Genomic DNA, 18,731 nt, shown 5'->3' on the forward strand with positions numbered 1-18,731 from the left:
TTTTTTTTAAGTGCAATGAAAACAGGTTATGCGAAAAATTATTCATGTTGATATGGATTGTTTCTATGCTGCTGTTGAAATGAGAGATAATCCCCAGTATCGTAATATGCCTATTGCGGTAGGTGGGGATCCTCGTAAGCGTGGTGTGGTTGCTACCGCCAATTATTTAGCTCGTCAATATGGAGTTCATAGTGCGATGTCAATGTCACAAGCGCTAAAGCTATGTCCTAATCTTAAAGTAATACCGGGGCGGCATGCTGTTTACAAAGAAGTTTCGAATCAAATCCACCAAATATTTAAACGTTATACCAATGCAATTGAAGCGTTGTCTCTTGATGAAGCTTATCTGGATGTGACAAAATGTAAACTTTGCTATGGTTCAGCAACGCTTATTGCTCAAGATATTCGTCAAACTATTTTTAATGAATTGGAATTAACCGCATCGGCAGGCGCAGCACCACTTAAATTTTTGGCAAAAATTGCGTCCGATATGAATAAACCTAATGGCCAATATGTTATTCCACCAGAAGAAGTTGATACATTTATTGAACAATTGCCACTAAAAAAAATTCCTGGTGTAGGTAAAGTTACTGAAAAAAAATTAGCAGAATTAGGGTTATTTACATGTAGAGATGTTGTTAAGTATGATTTAACTAAATTACTCAATCAATTTGGTAAGTTTGGTCGTGTATTGTACGAGAGATGTCAAGGTATTGATGAACGTGAAGTCTGTAATGATAGGCAACGTAAATCAGTTGGGGTAGAGCGGACCTTAACGAATGACATTCATCGTTGGGAAGAGTGTTTATTGCAGTTCGAACCATTATTTGAAGAGCTTGAAAAACGGTTAAGTAAAGTGCGTGCGGATTTGTCTATAGCTAGGCAAGGTGTCAAATTTAAGTTTGATGATTTTCAGCTTACTACGCAAGAACATATTTGGGCTAAGCTTGATAAGCAAGATTTAATCGATCAGGCTTACAAAGTTTGGCATGAAAGGCGTAATGAAAGGGGCGTGCGGTTAATTGGCTTTCATGTTACTTTAATCGATCCTCAGCTAGATAAGCAATTGATATTTAACTTTTAGTTTTATATAACTACATGAAAAATATTTATTAATTACCTTTTATCAATAGTTATTTTATTATATTTAAATTTAAGGAAGGTGCTATTGAATCTGATAGCACCCTCTAATGAACATTATTACAGCTATATAATCTACTTATTTTAAACTTTCACCATTGGTGCTAATGACTTTTTTATACCATTCAAATGAGTCTTTTCTATAACGTTTCATACTACCATTTCCTTCATTGTCACGATCAACATAAATTACGCCATAACGTTTTTTCATTTCGCCAGTAGTGAATGATACAACATCAATAATCCCCCAAGCAGTGTAACCCATTACATCAACACCATCATAATCTATAGCGGTTTGCATAGCTTTGATATGGGCACCTAAGTATTCAATACGTGGTTTATCGTGTATTTGATTACCGTTTTCGAGTTCATCAATTGCACCAAAGCCATTTTCGACAATAAATAGCGGTAATTGATATCGATCATACAGACGATTAAGTGTATAACGTAAACCTTCAGGATCAATTGGCCAACCCCAATCACTGCTTTTTATATAAGGATTTTCAACTGCATTAGGTAGTGCACCGTTAACTATGTTGTCACGATTATCATTTTTGGCATCCGCTTTCACAACGGTTGACATATAATAGCTAAAGCCAATGTAATCAACCGTACCTTTTTTCAAATAACCTAAATCTTCTTCAGTAATATCGAGTTTATAGCCTTCACGCTCAAATTCTTTTAATGCATAAGCTGGATAGTAACCGCGAACGTGAACATCAGGGAAGAAGAAGCGTTGATGCATAGCAATTTCTGAAGCCATCATATCTTCAGGATTACAAGAATATGGATAAATTGGCACATGCGATACCATACAACCAATTTGAAAATCAGGATTGATTTTTTTACCGGCAATGACTGCTTTGGCACTTGCTAAAAGTTCATAATGAGCGACTTGGTATAGAACTTCTTGCGGATTTTCGCCAGGTTTAACTTGCACGCCCGAGTTAGTCCAAAAGAAGATAGGATTACTAGTATCCATTTGATTATTGATTTCGTTAAATGTCATCCAGTATTTAACTTTATTTTTATAACGCTCAAAACATGCTGTCGCAAAACGTTCAAAAAATTCTACTGTTTTACGGTTTCTAAAACCACCATAATGGCGAGCTATATGTAATGGCATTTCAAAATGTGATAGCGTGATAACAGGCTCTATGCCATGAGCAATGAGCTCATCAAAAACATTATCATAAAAGCGCAGGCCTTCTTCATTTGGTTCAAGCTCATCACCTTTTGGAAAAATGCGTGTCCAAGCAATTGACGTGCGTAAACATTTAAGACCTAATTCAGCAAAGAGTTTGATATCATCTTTATAATGATGATAAAAATCAATGGCCGTATGGTTTGGGTAAAACTTATCAGGTTCAATATCTTGAGTGATTTGTCTTGCTACGCCATGCGCACCTGCTGTCATGACATCAACTACGCTTGGTCCTTTGCCGCCTTCGTTCCAGCCACCTTCAAATTGGTGAGCGGCTAAAGCACCGCCCCATAAAAATGGTTTTTTAGTCATTTTTGATTCCTTGTTATTGCTTAATGTTAAATATGATATCATCAACTGTCACTTCTGTTTTATCCGTTAATGAAATGAATTGGTATTGATCGGTATTAACAATAATAATTGGGGTGATTAGTGGGTAGCCTGCTTGTTTTATTGCCTCAGGATTGAAGCTGATTAGTTGATCACCTTTTTTCACTTTTTGGTGTAATTCAACATGATATGCAAACTCGTTATTAGTCAAATTAACCGTATCAATCCCCACATGAATTAATAATTCAACGCCATTATCTAATGTTAACCCAATAGCATGTTTGGAATTTTCAAATACCGCAGTTACCTCGGCATCGAAAGGTGCATAAACGTGATTATCAGTAGGCTCAATGGCAATCCCTTCACCCATGAGTTTTTGTGAAAAAGCAGGATCGGGCACTTCACTCAGTGGTAAAGCATGGCCTGTCATCGGGCTAGTAATATTAACCTCATCAAGAAGAATTTTAGGGTTATCATTTTCAACAACAGCAGCATCTTGCACTGTTTCACCAGTACCAAATAGTTGGATTAACAATACAGGTCCTAAAAGAGCAATAAGCGCACCAATCAACACGCCAATAAATGAACCAGGATTATTTGGGCTAATTGCATTAACGATAGTTAATGGACCTGGTAAACCAGCGTAAGCAACATAGTGAGGAGCAAAAAATCCTGCCACAATACCACCACAAGATGCAGAAATACAACCATAAATAAATGGTTTTTTAAAGCGTAAGTTAACACCATAAATAGCAGGTTCGGTTATACCGAATAAGCCAGTGATAAAAGCCGATAACGAAATACCTTTCATCTCTTGCGTTTTGGTTTTTAAATAAAAACCTAATGCTGCACCAACTTGACCAATAACGGCAATGGTTTGGAAAGCTTGGAAAGAATCTTGACCATACTGCTTAAAGTTTTCGACGATAACAGGTGTGATCCCCCAATGCACACCAAAAATAACAAAGACTTGCCAAACGGCTCCAATAATCCCACCAGCTATTGAAGGTGCTAGACTGACAAACCAATTATAACCGTTAGCGATATATTGCGCACCATTTGCGGTTAATGGACCAACAACAAGTAATGTTAAAGGTACCATAATGACAAGACTAAATAATGGCAATAAAACGGGTTTTATAATGCTGTGCAGTCTAGGCTCTAAAAATCGTTCTAAATAAGAGAGTAACCAAACTAAAAATAGTGGTGGTAAAACGGTTGAAGCATAAGTGGTTTGCGATAGCGCAATACCAAATAGATCAATTTTTTGCCCTTCGCTTATTAGTTTTGCAAACTCAGTCCATGTTGGTGATAACAGCGCTGCACAACAAGCAACAGCGATATATAAGTTACAACGAAAATGCTGAGAAGCAGTAATAGCAATAAAGATAGGTAAAAAGAAAAAAGGTGCCCAAGAGATGAAATTGAATACTCCAAAGGTTCCAGTTTTTTCTAATTCAGGGGATGCCAATTTAATTAAAATCAAGATGCCTTGCAAAATACCTGATGCGGCTAAAATATAGACAAAGGGAGCGAATACAGCTGACATTGTTGCAATAATTTGATTTAAGATGTTGTTATCATTACTTGTTTTGATTTTGTTATCGGTATTAACCAGCTGAATAAAAGCATTGTAGACTTTATCGACGTTTGTACCTATTACAACTTGGATTTGACCACCTTTCTCAACAACGGTAATAACACCTGGTAATTTAGCTATGTTTTCTTTTGCATGCTCTGGTGTAATTTGGGTCACAAGACGAAGACGTGTTGCACAACGAGCGACGGTAACAATATTTTTCTCACCACCTAACTCATTTAAAATATCAACAGCTAACTTGTTATAATCTCTAATTTTTGATGACATCCATAAACTCCTTAAAAGCAATTTAGTAAGTTCATCTTATAGACAATTTCAAAATTGTTAATTAACAATTATATTGTTTGTGATCTAGATCTTATTTTTATACTATTTAACTTAATAGAAACTATATAAAATAATATATAAATTATTGGGCGAATAAAAAGAAATATAAATAATTAAATATCAAAGCGTTGAAGAAATATTTTATACCTCATCTGGTGAGCTTTTTGATTTCTCGAAAATTATTTACCATTATGAAAATGCAAGATTTTGCATACAAAATCACTCAAAATAAGCCACTTACCATACTCAAAACACAGCGCTACACTGTTATAAAATTATCGGTAAATAGGCACTAATTATTATTTTCGATAGCGCCACTCTATCTAAATTAATTAACTTTTTTTATCGGTGGTTTGTTGTCAGCCATGATACCAACAAATTGGTGTGGCAGGGATAGCTCTTCTAAGTAGTTAAGTTCGTCATTGCTTAATTGCAATTGGGGGGCTTTTACGGCATCTTGAACTTGTTGTTTTTTGGTTACACCAACAACGGGTGCTGTGACTTTAGTCAATAGCCAGGCTAATGAAACTTCGGTCATCGATACTTGGCGTTGTTCAGCAATTTCTGCAATTCGAACGATGATTAAATTGTCTTGTTCTGCGGTTTTATCATATTTCTTTTTAGCATAGCTGTCATTATTAGCACGTAAAGTATGGGTATTATATGGGCGAGCAAGGCGACCGCTTGCAAGTGCACTATAAGGTGTTATGGCAATATTATCTTCTTGGCATAATCCAAATAATTCTCGCTCATCTTCACGCATAATTAAGTTATAGTGACTTTGAATTGAAACAAACGGTGTTAAGCCTTCATATTTTGCTATGGTGTTTGCTTTTGCCAGTTGCCATGCATAACAGTTCGAAATGCCAATTGCACGGATTTTGCCTGCCTGAATATTTTGATGAAGAGTTTCAAGGACTTCTAATATAGGTATGTTGTAATCCCAATAGTGATAAATATAAAGATCGACGTAATCCACCCCCAAATTTTTTAGGCTTTGGTTGAGTGATTGGTTGATAGCTTGTTGCCCAGTTATGCCATTAGCTATTTGCTCAGCTGTGCGAGATAAAAATTTTGTTGCTATGACTACCTCATCACGTTTACTCATATAGCGTAATGCTTTGCCAACATATTTTTCGCTTGAGCCATTTTGGTAAGCAATTGCAGTGTCGAAAAAATTAATACCTTGCTCAAGAGCATATCCAATAATTTTACTGCTTTCTGATTCATTTAGTGTTCAGTTGTGAATGCCTGTTGTAGGATCGCCAAATCCCATACAACCTAAACAAATTCTCGAGACAGTTAAATCACTATTACCCAGTTTAGTGTATTGCATAATCACTTTCCTCTATTTAAAACAGAAAACACTAATGCACCTTATTATATTGTGCTTTTATTTTTATAGTGAGTTTGAATGCGGGCTAATGTGATATTGATCATTTTTTTACAAAAAATAGAATGGATAAGAACTTCATCTATTAAATTAAAACATATATTAAATTAAGACATGGCAGATTATAGCAAACCATATTGCTTGATTATTTATAGGGCAGGGTAAAGTAAATGCATAATTCCATGCCCTTTATCGTTAATAATTAGATGTTATCGCTGCCACCAACACCTTTAAATTTTTCAACCATTGTTGCTATTTTTTCAAAAACGCGGCGTTTTTTGATTAAATATTGTGGATTGAGTGGGCTCATCTTCGGTAAAATTTCGTTTAGCTCTGTGCCATTTTCGGTTGCATATGCTCGTTTTAGTGACGAGGCGATATAGCGTTTTGTAGCCGCTTCATTTAAATTTTCCTCTTCAATTAAGGAATTAAGCTCTACCTGTAATTCTTGCTGTGCATACAAGAAAAACGCATCAATAATCGAGGCTTTATCTGGAATAGCATCAAGATCAGTTTGTTTTATAAACTCAACAACTAGCTCTTCTTTAGCACGATTTTCTAAGCTTGATCGAATTAATTGCTTAGCATTTTCGACAATGTCTTGTTTGGTTTTTTCTTGTTTATTTTGTTCATAAATTAACTCAAGAATATAATCCAGATTGATCTCTTGTGATTTTAGTAGATCAATTTCGAAAACCACATCATCCCAGTCAATGCTTTGTTGATCTTGTTGATTGGCTTGTTTTTCTCTGCGTAGCCAATCACGAATATCATTATAAGTTGAACGGTAATTTTGAATTGCGCGGTCAGTCGGTAGTTTAACTGCTTGCATTTTTTGCAGATCTTCATCGGTCACATAATGCTTGTTTTTAAACGCTAAAACCGCCTGCGCATCTTTCATATCTAATTGTTGGAAATCCTTTAATGCAACAAATTCATCATAATTTTGTAATATATTGTCAGCACGTAAGTACTCACCAAATAATTTAACAAACTCTTTTTTATCTTTTTCTTTGACAATTTCATCAGGGCGTGGGAACTTTTCTTGTAACTCGGCAACGATGGCTAGATAGCCATTGTGGAAATTACCTGAATTTTTATCAGTAAACCCTTCCATGTATTCTTTAAAGCTTTTTTCTAACACTACTTCACGAGTATTACTTTTACCAAATGTTTTTATTGCATCAATGGTTGCTTGTTCTAAATCACGAAACGCCACAATATTACCAAAGGTTTTGGTAGCATTATAGATACGATTGGTGCGTGAAAAGGCTTGAATTAACCCATGATACCTCAGGTTTTTGTCAACAAATAGGGTATTAAGTGTTGGGGCATCAAAGCCAGTAAGGAACATACCAACGACAATTAATAGATCGACTTCTTGATTTTTTACTTTTAAAGACAAATTGCGATAATAGTTTTGAAATTGATCGCTACTGACATCAAAGTTAGTTTTAAACATCTGATTATAATCTGATATCGCAGAAGCTAAAAACTCTTTAGCACTTTGATTTAAGGCATCTATTTCAAAACTTTCATCAGCAAAATTACCTTGTGCATCTTGTTCTTCATTAGCAGAATAAGAAAATATCGTAGCTATTTTTAATGGCTGATTTGCACCTTTTTGTAATTTTTTGAATGATTCATAATAGAGCTTAGCTGCATCGACACTACTCACAGCAAACATGGCATTGAATCCTTTACTTTTACCCATTAATCGATGGGTTTTTTGTTTAAAATTATTCAGAATATATTGTGTGATTTGCTCAATACGGTTTGGGTGGAGCAATGCTTTTTTGTTTTCAGCAGCGCTAAGTTTTTCGAGATTTTGTTCTTGCTCTATCGATTTAAAATTAGGGCGCACATCATTATAGTCAACTTTAAATTTTAGCACCTTTTCGTCACGAATTGCATCGGTTAATACATAAGCGTGCAGTTCACGACCAAAAACATCCTCTGTGGTTTGCGTTCCGATTGCGTTAGTATGCATAATCGGCGTACCGGTGAAACCAAATTGGTAGTACTTTTTAAATTTACGCTTTAAGTTTTTTTGAGCTTCGCCAAACTGGGAGCGGTGCGCTTCATCAAAAATAAATACCACATGTTTATCATAGATCGCTAAGCTATCGTCGCTTTTGATCAAGTTATTGAGTTTTTGAATGGTAGTAACAATAATTTTATTATCGGTTTTCTCAATATTGCGCTTAAGCCCAGCGGTACTATTTGAACCATTCACACTATCTTTTGAAAACTTTTGATACTCTTTCATGGTTTGATAATCCAGATCTTTACGATCCACCACAAAAAAAACTTTATCAATAAATTCTAATTCTGTCGCTAACCGTGCTGTTTTAAAGCTGGTTAGTGTTTTGCCGGAACCTGTTGTGTGCCAAATAAAGCCACCACTTTGTAAGCTACTCCACTTTTTGGCATGATAAGCGCTAATGATTTGCCATAATATACGCTCGGTGGCGGCGATTTGGTAAGGGCGCATAATTAACAATGTGTCATTTACATCAAGCACCGAATAAGTCAGTAACACATTTAATAGCGTGCGGCTGGCAAAAAAGGTTGCGGTAAAGTCTTTTAGATCTTTTATCGGCTCGTTTTTAACATTCGCCCAATTCATTGTAAAATCAAAGCTATTTTTGTCACGTTTAGTCGTGTTAGCAAAATAACGCGTATCGGTACCATTTGATATAACAAACAGTTGTAGATATTTAAATAGTGAATTGTCTTGATTAAAGCTCTCTTTACTATAGCGATGCACTTGATTAAAGGCTTCACGAATAGCAATACCACGCTTTTTTAGTTCAACTTGAACAAGCGGCAAGCCATTCACTAAAATAGTCACATCATAACGATTTGCATAATTACCTGTTTGCTGAAATTGATGGATAACTTGTAATTTATTATTAGCGACATCTTTTTTATCTAACAGTTTGATATTTTGGATATGACCATCATCAAAAACAAAATCGTAAATATGATCGTGGTGGATTTTGCGACTTTTATCGATCATCGATTCATTGGGTTTATCCAAATACTCTAATACAAAACGTTGCCATTCATCATCCGTAAATTGCATTTTGTTTAGTGTTTGCAACTGCTCACGAATATTGGCTAATAACTTTTCATGTGTATTTAAATTTGGTAAGTATTCATAACCTTGTCGAGCTAAATCATGAATAAATTCATTTTCTAAATCCGTTTCAGTCTGATAAACAGCTGCTGATTCTTCAAGTTTGTTGTAGTTATCTAAAATAATATAGCTATTGGTTTCGGCAATTGGTTTTGTATAAGTCGTCATAGTCTATTCCAGCTATTTAAAATTATAATTTTTGAGTAAATGATTCAGTAAAAAGGCAACAATCTGCTTTTCAGGCTCGGAAGGTTCAGGGGGCATTTCATTGGATAATTTTGAATGACTTGTAAAATTAATAATTCGTGTTAAATAAGCCTGTTTATTGTCAGGCAATAATTCTGACCATTGCTGATAGCCTAAAAAACCAGCGGTTTTTTCATATAAGTTACGTAATAGGGTAAAATGATATTTTTCAATTTTATTTTCCTTAATCGCTTGTTGCAGCAACTGTTTTAAATACAGATGATAGGAAAAACTGTGGTTTGAATCGCCTTTTTTTTCTTCTAGTTCAAAATAGCCATCAGCTAATCGTCTTAGAATATAACCGTTTGACAACTTCAATTCATTATAAAGCACATTATAAAACAGTGGATTATGGGTCGTAATAATAAATTTAATTTTAGATTTACTGGATGTGATTAATTGGGCAATATCTACCGCCAATTGGATAAGATGATTTTCGTCCAACGAACTGACGGGATCATCAATAAAAATATAGCGTAAATGGTCAAATTCATTAGTGGAACGCTCGCTTTCTTCCGCAATATTGCGCTCTGCAATCACCAAACTAATCAAGGTGAAAAAAATACTCCAAATTAAATTACTTTCTTCTCCTTTGGATATTTTAATATTATCCATACGCTGCTCATTATCTCCTGCCAGCGAAAAAGTAATAGCAGAAAAATCCTCATTGAAATGCGGCAGTAATCTTTGGTGAGTATAGGATTGAAAGTAACGAACAATATTTTGGTCTTGTCCTTGGTCTTTCAAAATCCAGTCAGTAAATGAATTGGTTTGTATGCTTAGCTGATGCTCGCCTTGCTGATATTTATCGTTATCCCAGACAAATAAATCTTCAGTAAATGCGTTATAGTAAAGAATCTTATGCCGTGTTAAGGCACTACTGTCTTCTTCATCCGCTTTATTCTGCGATACAATGAATTCTTTAAACGCTTGCGATAAACGTGTTTTACCGGTGCCGTTAAAGGCATAAATCAATTGAGCTTTGTTTCCCTTTTTCCCTTTTGGGGTGCTTTGGGCGTTTCTATCAATCTGCTCAGCAATATTTATCAGTGTATTATTCATATTCTGATTATCTTGTGTTATTTATCTTCCATCTTAGGAAAGTTCAATAATAAATTCCGATAGTACTCGTACTGTTTTTGGCGTAAGGCAATCTCACGCGGTAAACCCTCCGTGATTGAGTTGGTGAGCGCATCGAATTTATCTAGGATTTCAACAATACGGGCTTGTTCCTTGAGTGGGGGAATGGGGATTTTTAATTTTTCAATAATCGCTCGTGGTAGTCTAGGAATACTTGATCTTCTTACTTGAGATGAAATATATTCCTGTTTGTTTTTTAATACATAAAATAAATATCTATTTAATAAATTTCTGGAGCATTCAAAATAAAAACAGTCATCGGCAGCCCAAAATTTTTCCGAACTATAACCAATTTCTCCTGCTGCACCAGCGCTTATTATAAATGTTGTATTTTCTTGAGTATTAGCTTTTTCGTAATAACCTAAAGGAGTTAAACTATTTTGGTAAACATGATAACCATTTTTTTGTGACAATTGGTTTCTAGTAACACGAATCCCTCTTTTTAAAGAAGCAAATTCACTTATTAATTTCCACTCAACCTCATCTTCTTTAAAGGTCAACAATTTATTCCGATAATAGTTGTATTGTTTTTGCCGTGTAGTAAGCTCTGCTGTGAGCTCTGCTGTGAGCTCTGCTGTGAGGGCTGTGAATGTGTCTAAAATACGGACAATTTCGGTTTGAATGTGTAGAGGGGGGATGGGAATTTGGAATCCTTCTATAATTTTTGAACTTAAATTATTTATAGTTGAGCTATTCAACATTTCATTTAGATAATTTTGAAAAATTTCACTTGTTAAAATGTGAAATAAATAACGAGGGCTGATTTTGTTTGAGCTTCTAATCACGCCCATAAAACCACCGAAATAGTAATCTATATCATTAGTTATGAAAGCAACTTTTCCAACGTGTTCACGGCTTCCACTTGCAGCACTTATTAAAATATCATTTTTATAAAGTTTTTGTGTATCTTTAACTTTGGTATCCAAATTGATAATTTTAACATCATTGAAATTTAGCGTATTGTTTGATAGTGTAATATTATTTGCACGTAGTACTTTATATCCTATGCTATTGTTGCTTTCATTTTTTTTGTTATAAGTTAGCCCTCTAACATATTGGGCAACAGAGCTCAAAGCTTTCCAATAAACCTCAACACCTTTTAGCAACTCAGTTATGTTATTACTCTTATTCATCCCTCAATCTCCGCCACAATTGCATCAATTTGGGAACGTAAACTATCAATTTTAGCTACGGTATCTTTTATTTCGGCATTAAGCTTGGCGATATCAATCACTTCACGGGTATCTTTGGCTTCAACATACGAACTGACCGATAGATTATAATCATTTTCCGCAATGGTTTGCTTATCGACTGATTTAGCAAAATATTCGATATCTTGCTTGCTGGCAAATACTTGCATAATTTCTTGAATATGCTTATCAGTGAGGACATTATTATTGGTCTCTTTTTTAAAGAGTTTGCCGGCATCAATAAATTGTGTTGTTTTGACGGTTTTATTTTTGGCAAGCACTAAAATATTAACCGCAATCGATGTGCCATAAAATAAGTTTGGTGCGAGCGAGATTACGGTTTCAACAAAATCATTATCGACCAAATATTTACGAATTTTTTGCTCCGCACCACTACGATAAAATATCCCCGGAAAGGTAACAATTGCCGCTCGCCCTCGCTCGGACAAATAACTTAGTGCATGCATAATAAAGGCAAAATCGGCTTTCGATTTTGGTGCTAGTACGCCAGCAGGCGCATATCGGTCATCATTGATTAAGGTTGGATCATCACTGCCAATCCATTTAATTGAATAGGGTGGATTAGAAACGATTGCATCAAATAGCTTTTCGTCGCCAAATTTTGGATTAAGTAGCGTGTCCCCTAAAGCAATTTCAAATTTATCATAGTTGATATTGTGTAAAAACATATTCATTCGAGCAAGGTTATAGGTGGTATGATTAATCTCTTGACCGAAGAATCCATCCTCAATAATATGTTCATCAAACTGTTTTTTCGCTTGTAACAATAAAGAACCCGAACCAGCCGCCGGGTCATAGATTTTATTAACCTTTTTTTGATTATGTAAGGCTAATTGTGAGATTAATTTCGACACATTCGGTGGCGTAAAAAATTCACCACCTGATTTACCGGCGTTCGAGGCATAATTAGAAATCAAATACTCATAAGCATCGCCGAACAGATCGATTTTATTGTCTGCGAAATCGCCAAAATCAAGCTCGGCAACACCATTAAGTACTGCGGCTAACCGTCTGTTTTTATCTGCAACCGTATTACCTAATCGGTTACTGGTGGTATCAAAATCGGCAAATAATCCTTTAATATCGCTTTCTGAAGGGTAACCAATGGCTGAGCTTTCAATCGCATTAAAAATATTTGCCAAGTCGGTATTTAAACTTGGATTGGTATTAGCTTTTGCTACCATTTTACAAAATAGTTGGCTAGGATAAATAAAATAACCTTTGGTTTTTATTGCGTCTTTTTTTATTTCATCTGTAATGACATCGTCTGATAATGTGCTGTAATCAATACTCTCATCGCCACCTTCAATATAATTGGCAAAATTTTCGCTAATAAAGCGATAAAACAAAGAACCTAAAACATATTGCTTAAAATCCCAACCATCGACAGCACCACGGACTTCGTCGGCAATTTTCCAAATTTGTCGTTGTAGTTGATCGCGTTGTTGCGTTTCGGTAATTGATTTAGCGTTATTAGATGTCATATTTTTCAAAATTCCTAAATAAAAAATCGGTGCAGCCTAATTAGAAAGTCACTGATTTTTACTTTCATATTAGCCATTTTATAGCTACCTGTTATAGGTGCTATAGCATAGCTGATTTGTTGTTATTTTTCCATCTGGGGCGTTTATTAAAAACTCAGCCAATGGGTATTTTGAACTTTAAAGTTGGAAAATCTTAAAAAATAACAAAGCAACAAAATCTAAAAACAAAAACCCTTTTTTTAGCTATATTTTAAAATTCAATAAAATCAATAAATTAAATTTATCTCAAAAAAAAGGGTTTTTAAAACCTAAATACCTATTTGCCTTTTTACATACTATATTGATAGTATATTAGCTTCTAGTTCACTGCCGTGTAGGCAGTTTAGAAAGACATATAAGGATATGCTTAGGAGTCATGTTAGTTAATACTTCATGAGGTCTTTCTGTATTATAGATGGTTGGATGACTGACCATAATACGTTTTTAGTCAAATTAATAATGATTTTTTCTTTATGATATTATCGCCATATCGCTTGTTGTTGATATGGCGTTAATTTTATTTTATGAAAATTTATTACACTAGCTTAATTATTTACTGTAACTAACGAAAATAATTTCTACACATCATATTAGCTGATTGATCATTATTTTGCCAATTTAGGGGTGTCAATCTGCTTTACTAATGTAAAATCTATAGCTAATAATTTTTCTAATCGTGCAAGTATCCAATTATAACGATCTTTTAATGCATCTTCATGCCATTGTTGATTAAATGTTTTTTGATTAAAATCGTCTAATACTTTTTGGGAAAGGCGAAAAGCAGTCGTATTATTAGTATGACTACCCTGATATACAATCATTTTGACATTGAAAGGATTATTACTCGCATCAATATTTTTTTTACCACTTAATAGTGTTAGATTAGCAATACTATGTAACCATCTGTTTTTTACTTCTTCGGTTATATGATTCCATTCAGCAATAGTCTTATATTTTTTAGGTAATATATGTTCAAGGTGCAAGTCATTATTAAGTTTTAATAAGATAGGATTAGATTGATCGGTTAGATCATATTCAATTAAAATCAAAAGAGGTTTAATCCATGCTTCTTTATCAACCACATTAGAAGTTAGCTGAGATATTGCTAGTTCATAAATCTTTTCGGAATTTAATTTATTTGAAAAGATTGCTTTTAAATAATTGATATGTTTTTTTTCTTTCAGTGCTTTAATGACATTAAAAGAAGTCTGCTTTACTTGGGATAATGTTTTTCCCGCAATCCAATATAAATAATAAAAACGTCTTAGTTCAAAAACTAATTTATCGAAATCTTTATAATTTGTTGTAATGGCTGTCATTAATATCGCTTTCCAATAATTACTCCATCTCAAATATTGGAACGAATAAATATTTTTATCTTTTGAACAATATATTTTTTCGTAATAATTAATAACAAATTGTTTTAATGAGGCTATGACTTGATTAGGATCTTGATTTTCGAATAAGTTTTGTAGCTCTTCAGTAAATGATTTTTTTTGATTTGAGCCTAATAAATAATGTGCGTAAATAATAAATAAATCATTTAAACTTATATCGTCACATTGTTTAATGAGCTGCTCCATTTCACGCCAATCAGACATAAAATTATCTTCTTTTAATTTTGAAGTGGTTAAATCATCTTTATATTTTTTATAAAGTTTTTCTAATAAAAAACTTTTTATTAAGTCGGCAGAAGTTAGATCTAAACCTCTATTGTTGAGCACTTGAAATAATTTAATAGCGAAATCACGGCTAGTACAATCGATACGTATAATTTTAACTTGGTAAAATAAGTAATTAATTAACTCTCCAAGTTTACTTTCAGGTAAAGAATTTAATTTCTCTTTAAAAATTAGTGCGGTATTAATAAATTTGAATTTGGGTTCTTGATCATTTTTAATTTGATATTTATATGGAGGAGGCAATATTTTTGTTGCTCCCTCGTTTAAAATATACGCTTCAAAATCAGATTGATGAGAGCTATGAGTGTGTAATCTTAAACGTGAAGCTCGGCTATTAAAAATTATTGCAGAACGGATAATATCAATATTTACAGATAGAGGATTTAAGTTATCATGTAGATTAAGATTCGGAAAATAATCACGTATAACGCAAAATAGTATCATTAACGTTGTTAATCTTTGTTGTCCATCAACAACATCAATATAAGGTGAATTAGGTTCATCATAAGAATTTGCTGTAATAACAGAGCCAAGAAAGTAATTTGGTACATCATTTTCATATGATTCTAAAATATCGTCCCATAACTGTTCAACTTGTTCACTTTCCCATTTATAAGGTCTTTGATACTTTGGTATTTTATAAAGGTTTTTTGTATCACCAAATAATTCACTAATCGATAAACTACGGGGTTTAAAAGATTCTTCCATATTTATACCTACTTATATTTCTATTTAATTTAATTTGAAAACATTTGATTATTAGTTATTATTCTAGCAATTTACTTGTTTCATATAAATTAATTATCATGATTAATAATATAAATAAAATTTAAACGGCTTGATATGATGATTAAATCTTAAAAGAATAAAAGCAGTTATTTTACTTTATTGCGGAATTTATCTTACTGAAAATAAAAAATTTATAGATAAAATATGAAAATAAAAAGCATCTTTCGATGCTTTAATGTTTATAAGATAAAAAAGTAATTGCTATTACTTTATCCCATATTCAGAGCGATAAGCCTCAACTTGCGTTACTTGATCTTTTCGAGCCGGATCTTTGTAGAGGTACTGGATTAAATCATCAAGCGTAATAATTGAAATTACATCGCAATGATAAGCTTGTTTAATTTCTTGAATTGCTGAGAGTTCACCTCGACCTTTTTCTTGACGGTCTAGACAAATCAGTACGCCAGCGAGTTTAGATTGGTTATCTGCCAATATGTTCATTGATTCACGAATAGCCGTTCCGGCAGTAATAACATCATCGACCAACATAACACGCTGTTGATAGATAGAACTACCTACTAAATTACCACCTTCGCCATGATCTTTTGCTTCTTTACGGTTAAAACAGTAAGGAATGTCAACATTATGATGTTCAGATAGTGCAACAACGGTTGATGAAACAATAGGGATACCTTTATATGCTGGACCAAAAATGACATCATATTCTAAATTAGCATCCATTAGTGCGGCTGCATAAAAACGACCTAATAAAGCCAGATCTTTACCAGTATTAAACAATCCGGCGTTGAAAAAATAAGGGCTTTTACGTCCTGATTTTAATGTGAATTCACCAAATTTTAATGCTTGCCGATTTAAAGCAAATTCAATAAATTCACTTTTGTATGATTTCATCGATCCTCTCCAATTAATCTTTTAAGGCCTGTTTTTGTGCATCAATAATAGTTTTGATGCCATTTTTTGCTAGCTCTAATAGTTTTAATAATTCGTCATGACTAAAAGGTTCGCCTTCAGCAGTTCCTTGCACTTCAATAATACGACCATCGCCAGTCATAACAACATTCATATCGGTTTCAGCGTTTGAATCTTCTATGTATTCTAAGTCACATACTGCTTGGCCATCGACAATACCGACAGAAACAGCTGCAACTAATGATTTAATTGGATTTTGCTTAATTTTACCATCTGTAACCATTTTATTGATTGCATCATTTAGTGCCACACAAGCACCAGTAATTGACGCAGTTCGAGTGCCCCCATCTGCTTGAATAACATCGCAATCTAACGTGATGGTATATTCACCTAATAATTTAAGGTCGACCATTGCACGTAGAGAACGAGCAATAAGGCGTTGAATCTCCATAGTGCGACCGGTTTGCTTACCTTTAGCCGCTTCGCGTTGAGTTCGTGAATGGGTTGCACGAGGCAACATACCATATTCAGCGGTTACCCAACCTTGGTTTTGACCTTTTAAAAAACGCGGCACACCTTCATCAATAGTGGCATTACAAAGTACTTTAGTTTCACCAAACTCAACTAATACAGAACCTTCTGCATGCTTAGTATAATGACGGGTTATTTTGATAGGGCGGATTTGTTCCGCAGATCGACCAGACGGGCGCATGCAATTCTCCAGATGTTACAATTAAAAAATATCGTTTTGAACTAATTATTTAAGGGGACATCAACAAGAAATAGTTGATGTTTAGCCTAAGCTAAGAGCGCATTATACAGAATATATGATACAATGCCCAGTAAGTTTTTTAAAATTTAGGAAGTAAATATGATTTCCAGTATGACCGCTTATGCCAGAAAAGAACTAAACCAACCTTGGGGTAATGCTTCTTGGGAGATGCGTTCGGTCAACCAACGCTATTTAGAAACTTATACCCGTTTGCCGGAACAGTTTCGTTCACTTGAGCCGCTTGTCCGTGAACGCCTTCGTAAGCGCTTAACACGTGGTAAAATCGAATGTACTTTAAGATTTGAATTAGGTTCAGAATTGCAACATCAAGAACTATCTTTAAATAAAGATTTAGCAAAACAAATTCTTAATGCAGCTAATTGGGTACAGACAGAGTATAAATCAGGTGAAATAAATCCTATAGATGTATTGCGTTGGCCAGGAGTTTTATCAGCCAAAGAACAAAATTTAGACACAATATCACAAGAAATTCTAGTTCTATTAGAATCAGCAATAGATGAATTTATTACCGTCCGTGAACGTGAAGGTAAGGCTCTTTGTGACCATATTGTCCTGCGTCTAGAAGGCATTGCTCAGCAAGTGGATAAAATTCGTCAAGCGATGCCACAAATACTTGAATGGCAAAAGGAACGGTTAAAGGCCAAATTAGATGAAGCCAATATTGAATTGGACAATTCTCGTCTTGAACAGGAAATTGTTTTGATGGCTCAACGTATTGATGTTGCAGAAGAGTTAGATCGCTTAATGACGCATGTTAAAGAAACCTACTCGATATTAAAGAAAAACGAAGCAGTAGGTCGTAGGTTAGATTTTATGATGCAAGAGTTTAATCGTGAATCAAACACGATTGCATCAAAATCAATTAATGCTGACGTCACAGCTAGTGCTATTGAGTTAAAAGTCCTTATTGAGCAGATACGTGAGCAAGTGCAAAATATTGAATAAATAGTTTTGTTAAACTATTTTAATTATAAAATTTCTTTGATTTAAATACATAAATTTTGAATTTATATTGGGAAAATTATGTATTTAATAATGCAAGGCAACTATAGTATTAGCGGAAGCTGGTTATGGTTTGGTTCTTCATGAAGGTTTAGTTAAGAATTGGTTACTTGAACCACATGCTCAGTTAGGCTATACCTGGTCAGACAGCCACAACTTTAAGTTAGGCACACAAGGCGAAGTAAGTAATGTTAATGGTGATGGAGTACAAATGCGTTTAGGTGCAAGATTCTATGGTCAAAGCACTAAAGAAGGCTATGGAGTATTACCATTTATAGAAGCCAACTGGTTGTATGATTCTTCTTCACCGGAAGCAAAAATTAATGGTAAACATGTTGA

12 protein-coding genes and 1 pseudogene are annotated in these 18,731 nt (G+C 34.1%); 3 read left to right on the top strand and 10 right to left on the bottom strand.

Going from position 1 to position 18,731, the window contains the following annotated elements; translation table 11 throughout:
• Positions 1-28: 28 nt before the first annotated feature.
• Positions 29-1,084 (top strand): DNA polymerase IV, encoded by a 1,056-nt coding sequence (gene dinB, locus A9G48_RS06920; protein WP_065575994.1) that lies wholly within the window; start codon positions 29-31, stop codon positions 1,082-1,084.
• A 135-nt stretch (positions 1,085-1,219) separates the two neighbouring features.
• Here dinB and A9G48_RS06925 read toward each other — a convergent pair whose 3' ends face one another.
• The 10 genes and pseudogenes from A9G48_RS06925 to rph form a co-directional block, all read right to left on the bottom strand.
• Entirely contained in the window at positions 1,220-2,656 is a 1,437-nt protein-coding gene (locus A9G48_RS06925) for a 6-phospho-beta-glucosidase (RefSeq protein WP_034947005.1), read from the bottom strand.
• Positions 2,657-2,669: 13 nt separating this feature from the next.
• Positions 2,670-4,541: a glucose PTS transporter subunit IIA gene (locus A9G48_RS06930; protein ID WP_034946448.1), complete on the bottom strand. Its 1,872-nt coding sequence runs from the start codon at positions 4,539-4,541 to the stop codon at positions 2,670-2,672.
• A 388-nt stretch (positions 4,542-4,929) separates the two neighbouring features.
• Positions 4,930-5,937 (bottom strand): annotated as a pseudogene (locus tag A9G48_RS06935) (aldo/keto reductase).
• A gap of 259 nt (positions 5,938-6,196) precedes the next feature.
• On the bottom strand, positions 6,197-9,304 hold the full coding sequence (locus A9G48_RS06940) for a type I restriction endonuclease subunit R (protein ID WP_065575995.1): 3,108 nt from the start codon (positions 9,302-9,304) through the stop codon (positions 6,197-6,199).
• Between the two features lie 12 nt (positions 9,305-9,316).
• Positions 9,317-10,444: an AAA family ATPase gene (locus A9G48_RS06945; RefSeq protein ID WP_065575996.1), complete on the bottom strand. Its 1,128-nt coding sequence runs from the start codon at positions 10,442-10,444 to the stop codon at positions 9,317-9,319.
• 17 nt (positions 10,445-10,461) lie between these two features.
• Positions 10,462-11,655 carry a restriction endonuclease subunit S gene (locus tag A9G48_RS06950; RefSeq protein WP_065575997.1) on the bottom strand — a complete coding sequence of 398 codons (1,194 nt, stop codon included), beginning with the start codon at positions 11,653-11,655 and terminating at the stop codon, positions 10,462-10,464.
• The gene (locus A9G48_RS06955) at positions 11,652-13,193 is read right to left on the bottom strand and encodes a type I restriction-modification system subunit M (RefSeq protein WP_065576000.1); all 1,542 of its coding nucleotides are present in this window, start codon (positions 13,191-13,193) and stop codon (positions 11,652-11,654) included. The genes A9G48_RS06950 and A9G48_RS06955 overlap by 4 nt, the downstream gene beginning before the upstream one ends.
• 668 nt (positions 13,194-13,861) lie before the next feature.
• Positions 13,862-15,646, bottom strand: a complete 1,785-nt coding sequence (locus A9G48_RS06960) for a DUF262 domain-containing protein (RefSeq protein WP_034946440.1) — start codon at positions 15,644-15,646, stop codon at positions 13,862-13,864.
• Positions 15,647-15,931: 285 nt separating this feature from the next.
• Positions 15,932-16,579 (bottom strand): orotate phosphoribosyltransferase, encoded by a 648-nt coding sequence (gene pyrE, locus A9G48_RS06965; protein WP_034946438.1) that lies wholly within the window; start codon positions 16,577-16,579, stop codon positions 15,932-15,934.
• A gap of 13 nt (positions 16,580-16,592) precedes the next feature.
• Entirely contained in the window at positions 16,593-17,309 is a 717-nt protein-coding gene (gene rph, locus A9G48_RS06970; protein ID WP_034946435.1) for a ribonuclease PH, read from the bottom strand.
• A gap of 159 nt (positions 17,310-17,468) precedes the next feature.
• Between rph and A9G48_RS06975 the strand changes: the two genes are divergently transcribed.
• Together A9G48_RS06975 and A9G48_RS06980 are read left to right on the top strand one after the other, a co-directional pair.
• On the top strand, positions 17,469-18,335 hold the full coding sequence (locus A9G48_RS06975) for a YicC/YloC family endoribonuclease (RefSeq protein ID WP_034946434.1): 867 nt from the start codon (positions 17,469-17,471) through the stop codon (positions 18,333-18,335).
• A 130-nt stretch (positions 18,336-18,465) separates the two neighbouring features.
• Positions 18,466-18,731, top strand: a 266-nt coding sequence (locus A9G48_RS06980; RefSeq protein ID WP_141672974.1) for an autotransporter outer membrane beta-barrel domain-containing protein, incomplete at its 3' end; no start/stop codon positions are given.

The sequence above is a fragment of the Gilliamella sp. wkB18 genome (assembly GCF_001690875.1).
GTDB lineage: Bacteria > Pseudomonadota > Gammaproteobacteria > Enterobacterales > Orbaceae > Gilliamella > Gilliamella apicola_A.

What these genes read in the sequence shown, in the direction of transcription:
- dinB (WP_065575994.1), top strand. Translation starts at nt 29, where the DNA reads ATGCGAAAAATTATTCATGTTGATATGGATTGTTTCTATGCTGCTGTT.
- A9G48_RS06925 (WP_034947005.1), bottom strand. Translation starts at nt 2,656, where the DNA reads ATGACTAAAAAACCATTTTTATGGGGCGGTGCTTTAGCCGCTCACCAA.
- A9G48_RS06930 (WP_034946448.1), bottom strand. Translation starts at nt 4,541, where the DNA reads ATGTCATCAAAAATTAGAGATTATAACAAGTTAGCTGTTGATATTTTA.
- A9G48_RS06940 (WP_065575995.1), bottom strand. Translation starts at nt 9,304, where the DNA reads ATGACGACTTATACAAAACCAATTGCCGAAACCAATAGCTATATTATT.
- A9G48_RS06945 (WP_065575996.1), bottom strand. Translation starts at nt 10,444, where the DNA reads ATGAATAATACACTGATAAATATTGCTGAGCAGATTGATAGAAACGCC.
- A9G48_RS06950 (WP_065575997.1), bottom strand. Translation starts at nt 11,655, where the DNA reads ATGAATAAGAGTAATAACATAACTGAGTTGCTAAAAGGTGTTGAGGTT.
- A9G48_RS06960 (WP_034946440.1), bottom strand. Translation starts at nt 15,646, where the DNA reads ATGGAAGAATCTTTTAAACCCCGTAGTTTATCGATTAGTGAATTATTT.
- pyrE (WP_034946438.1), bottom strand. Translation starts at nt 16,579, where the DNA reads ATGAAATCATACAAAAGTGAATTTATTGAATTTGCTTTAAATCGGCAA.
- rph (WP_034946435.1), bottom strand. Translation starts at nt 17,309, where the DNA reads ATGCGCCCGTCTGGTCGATCTGCGGAACAAATCCGCCCTATCAAAATA.
- A9G48_RS06975 (WP_034946434.1), top strand. Translation starts at nt 17,469, where the DNA reads ATGATTTCCAGTATGACCGCTTATGCCAGAAAAGAACTAAACCAACCT.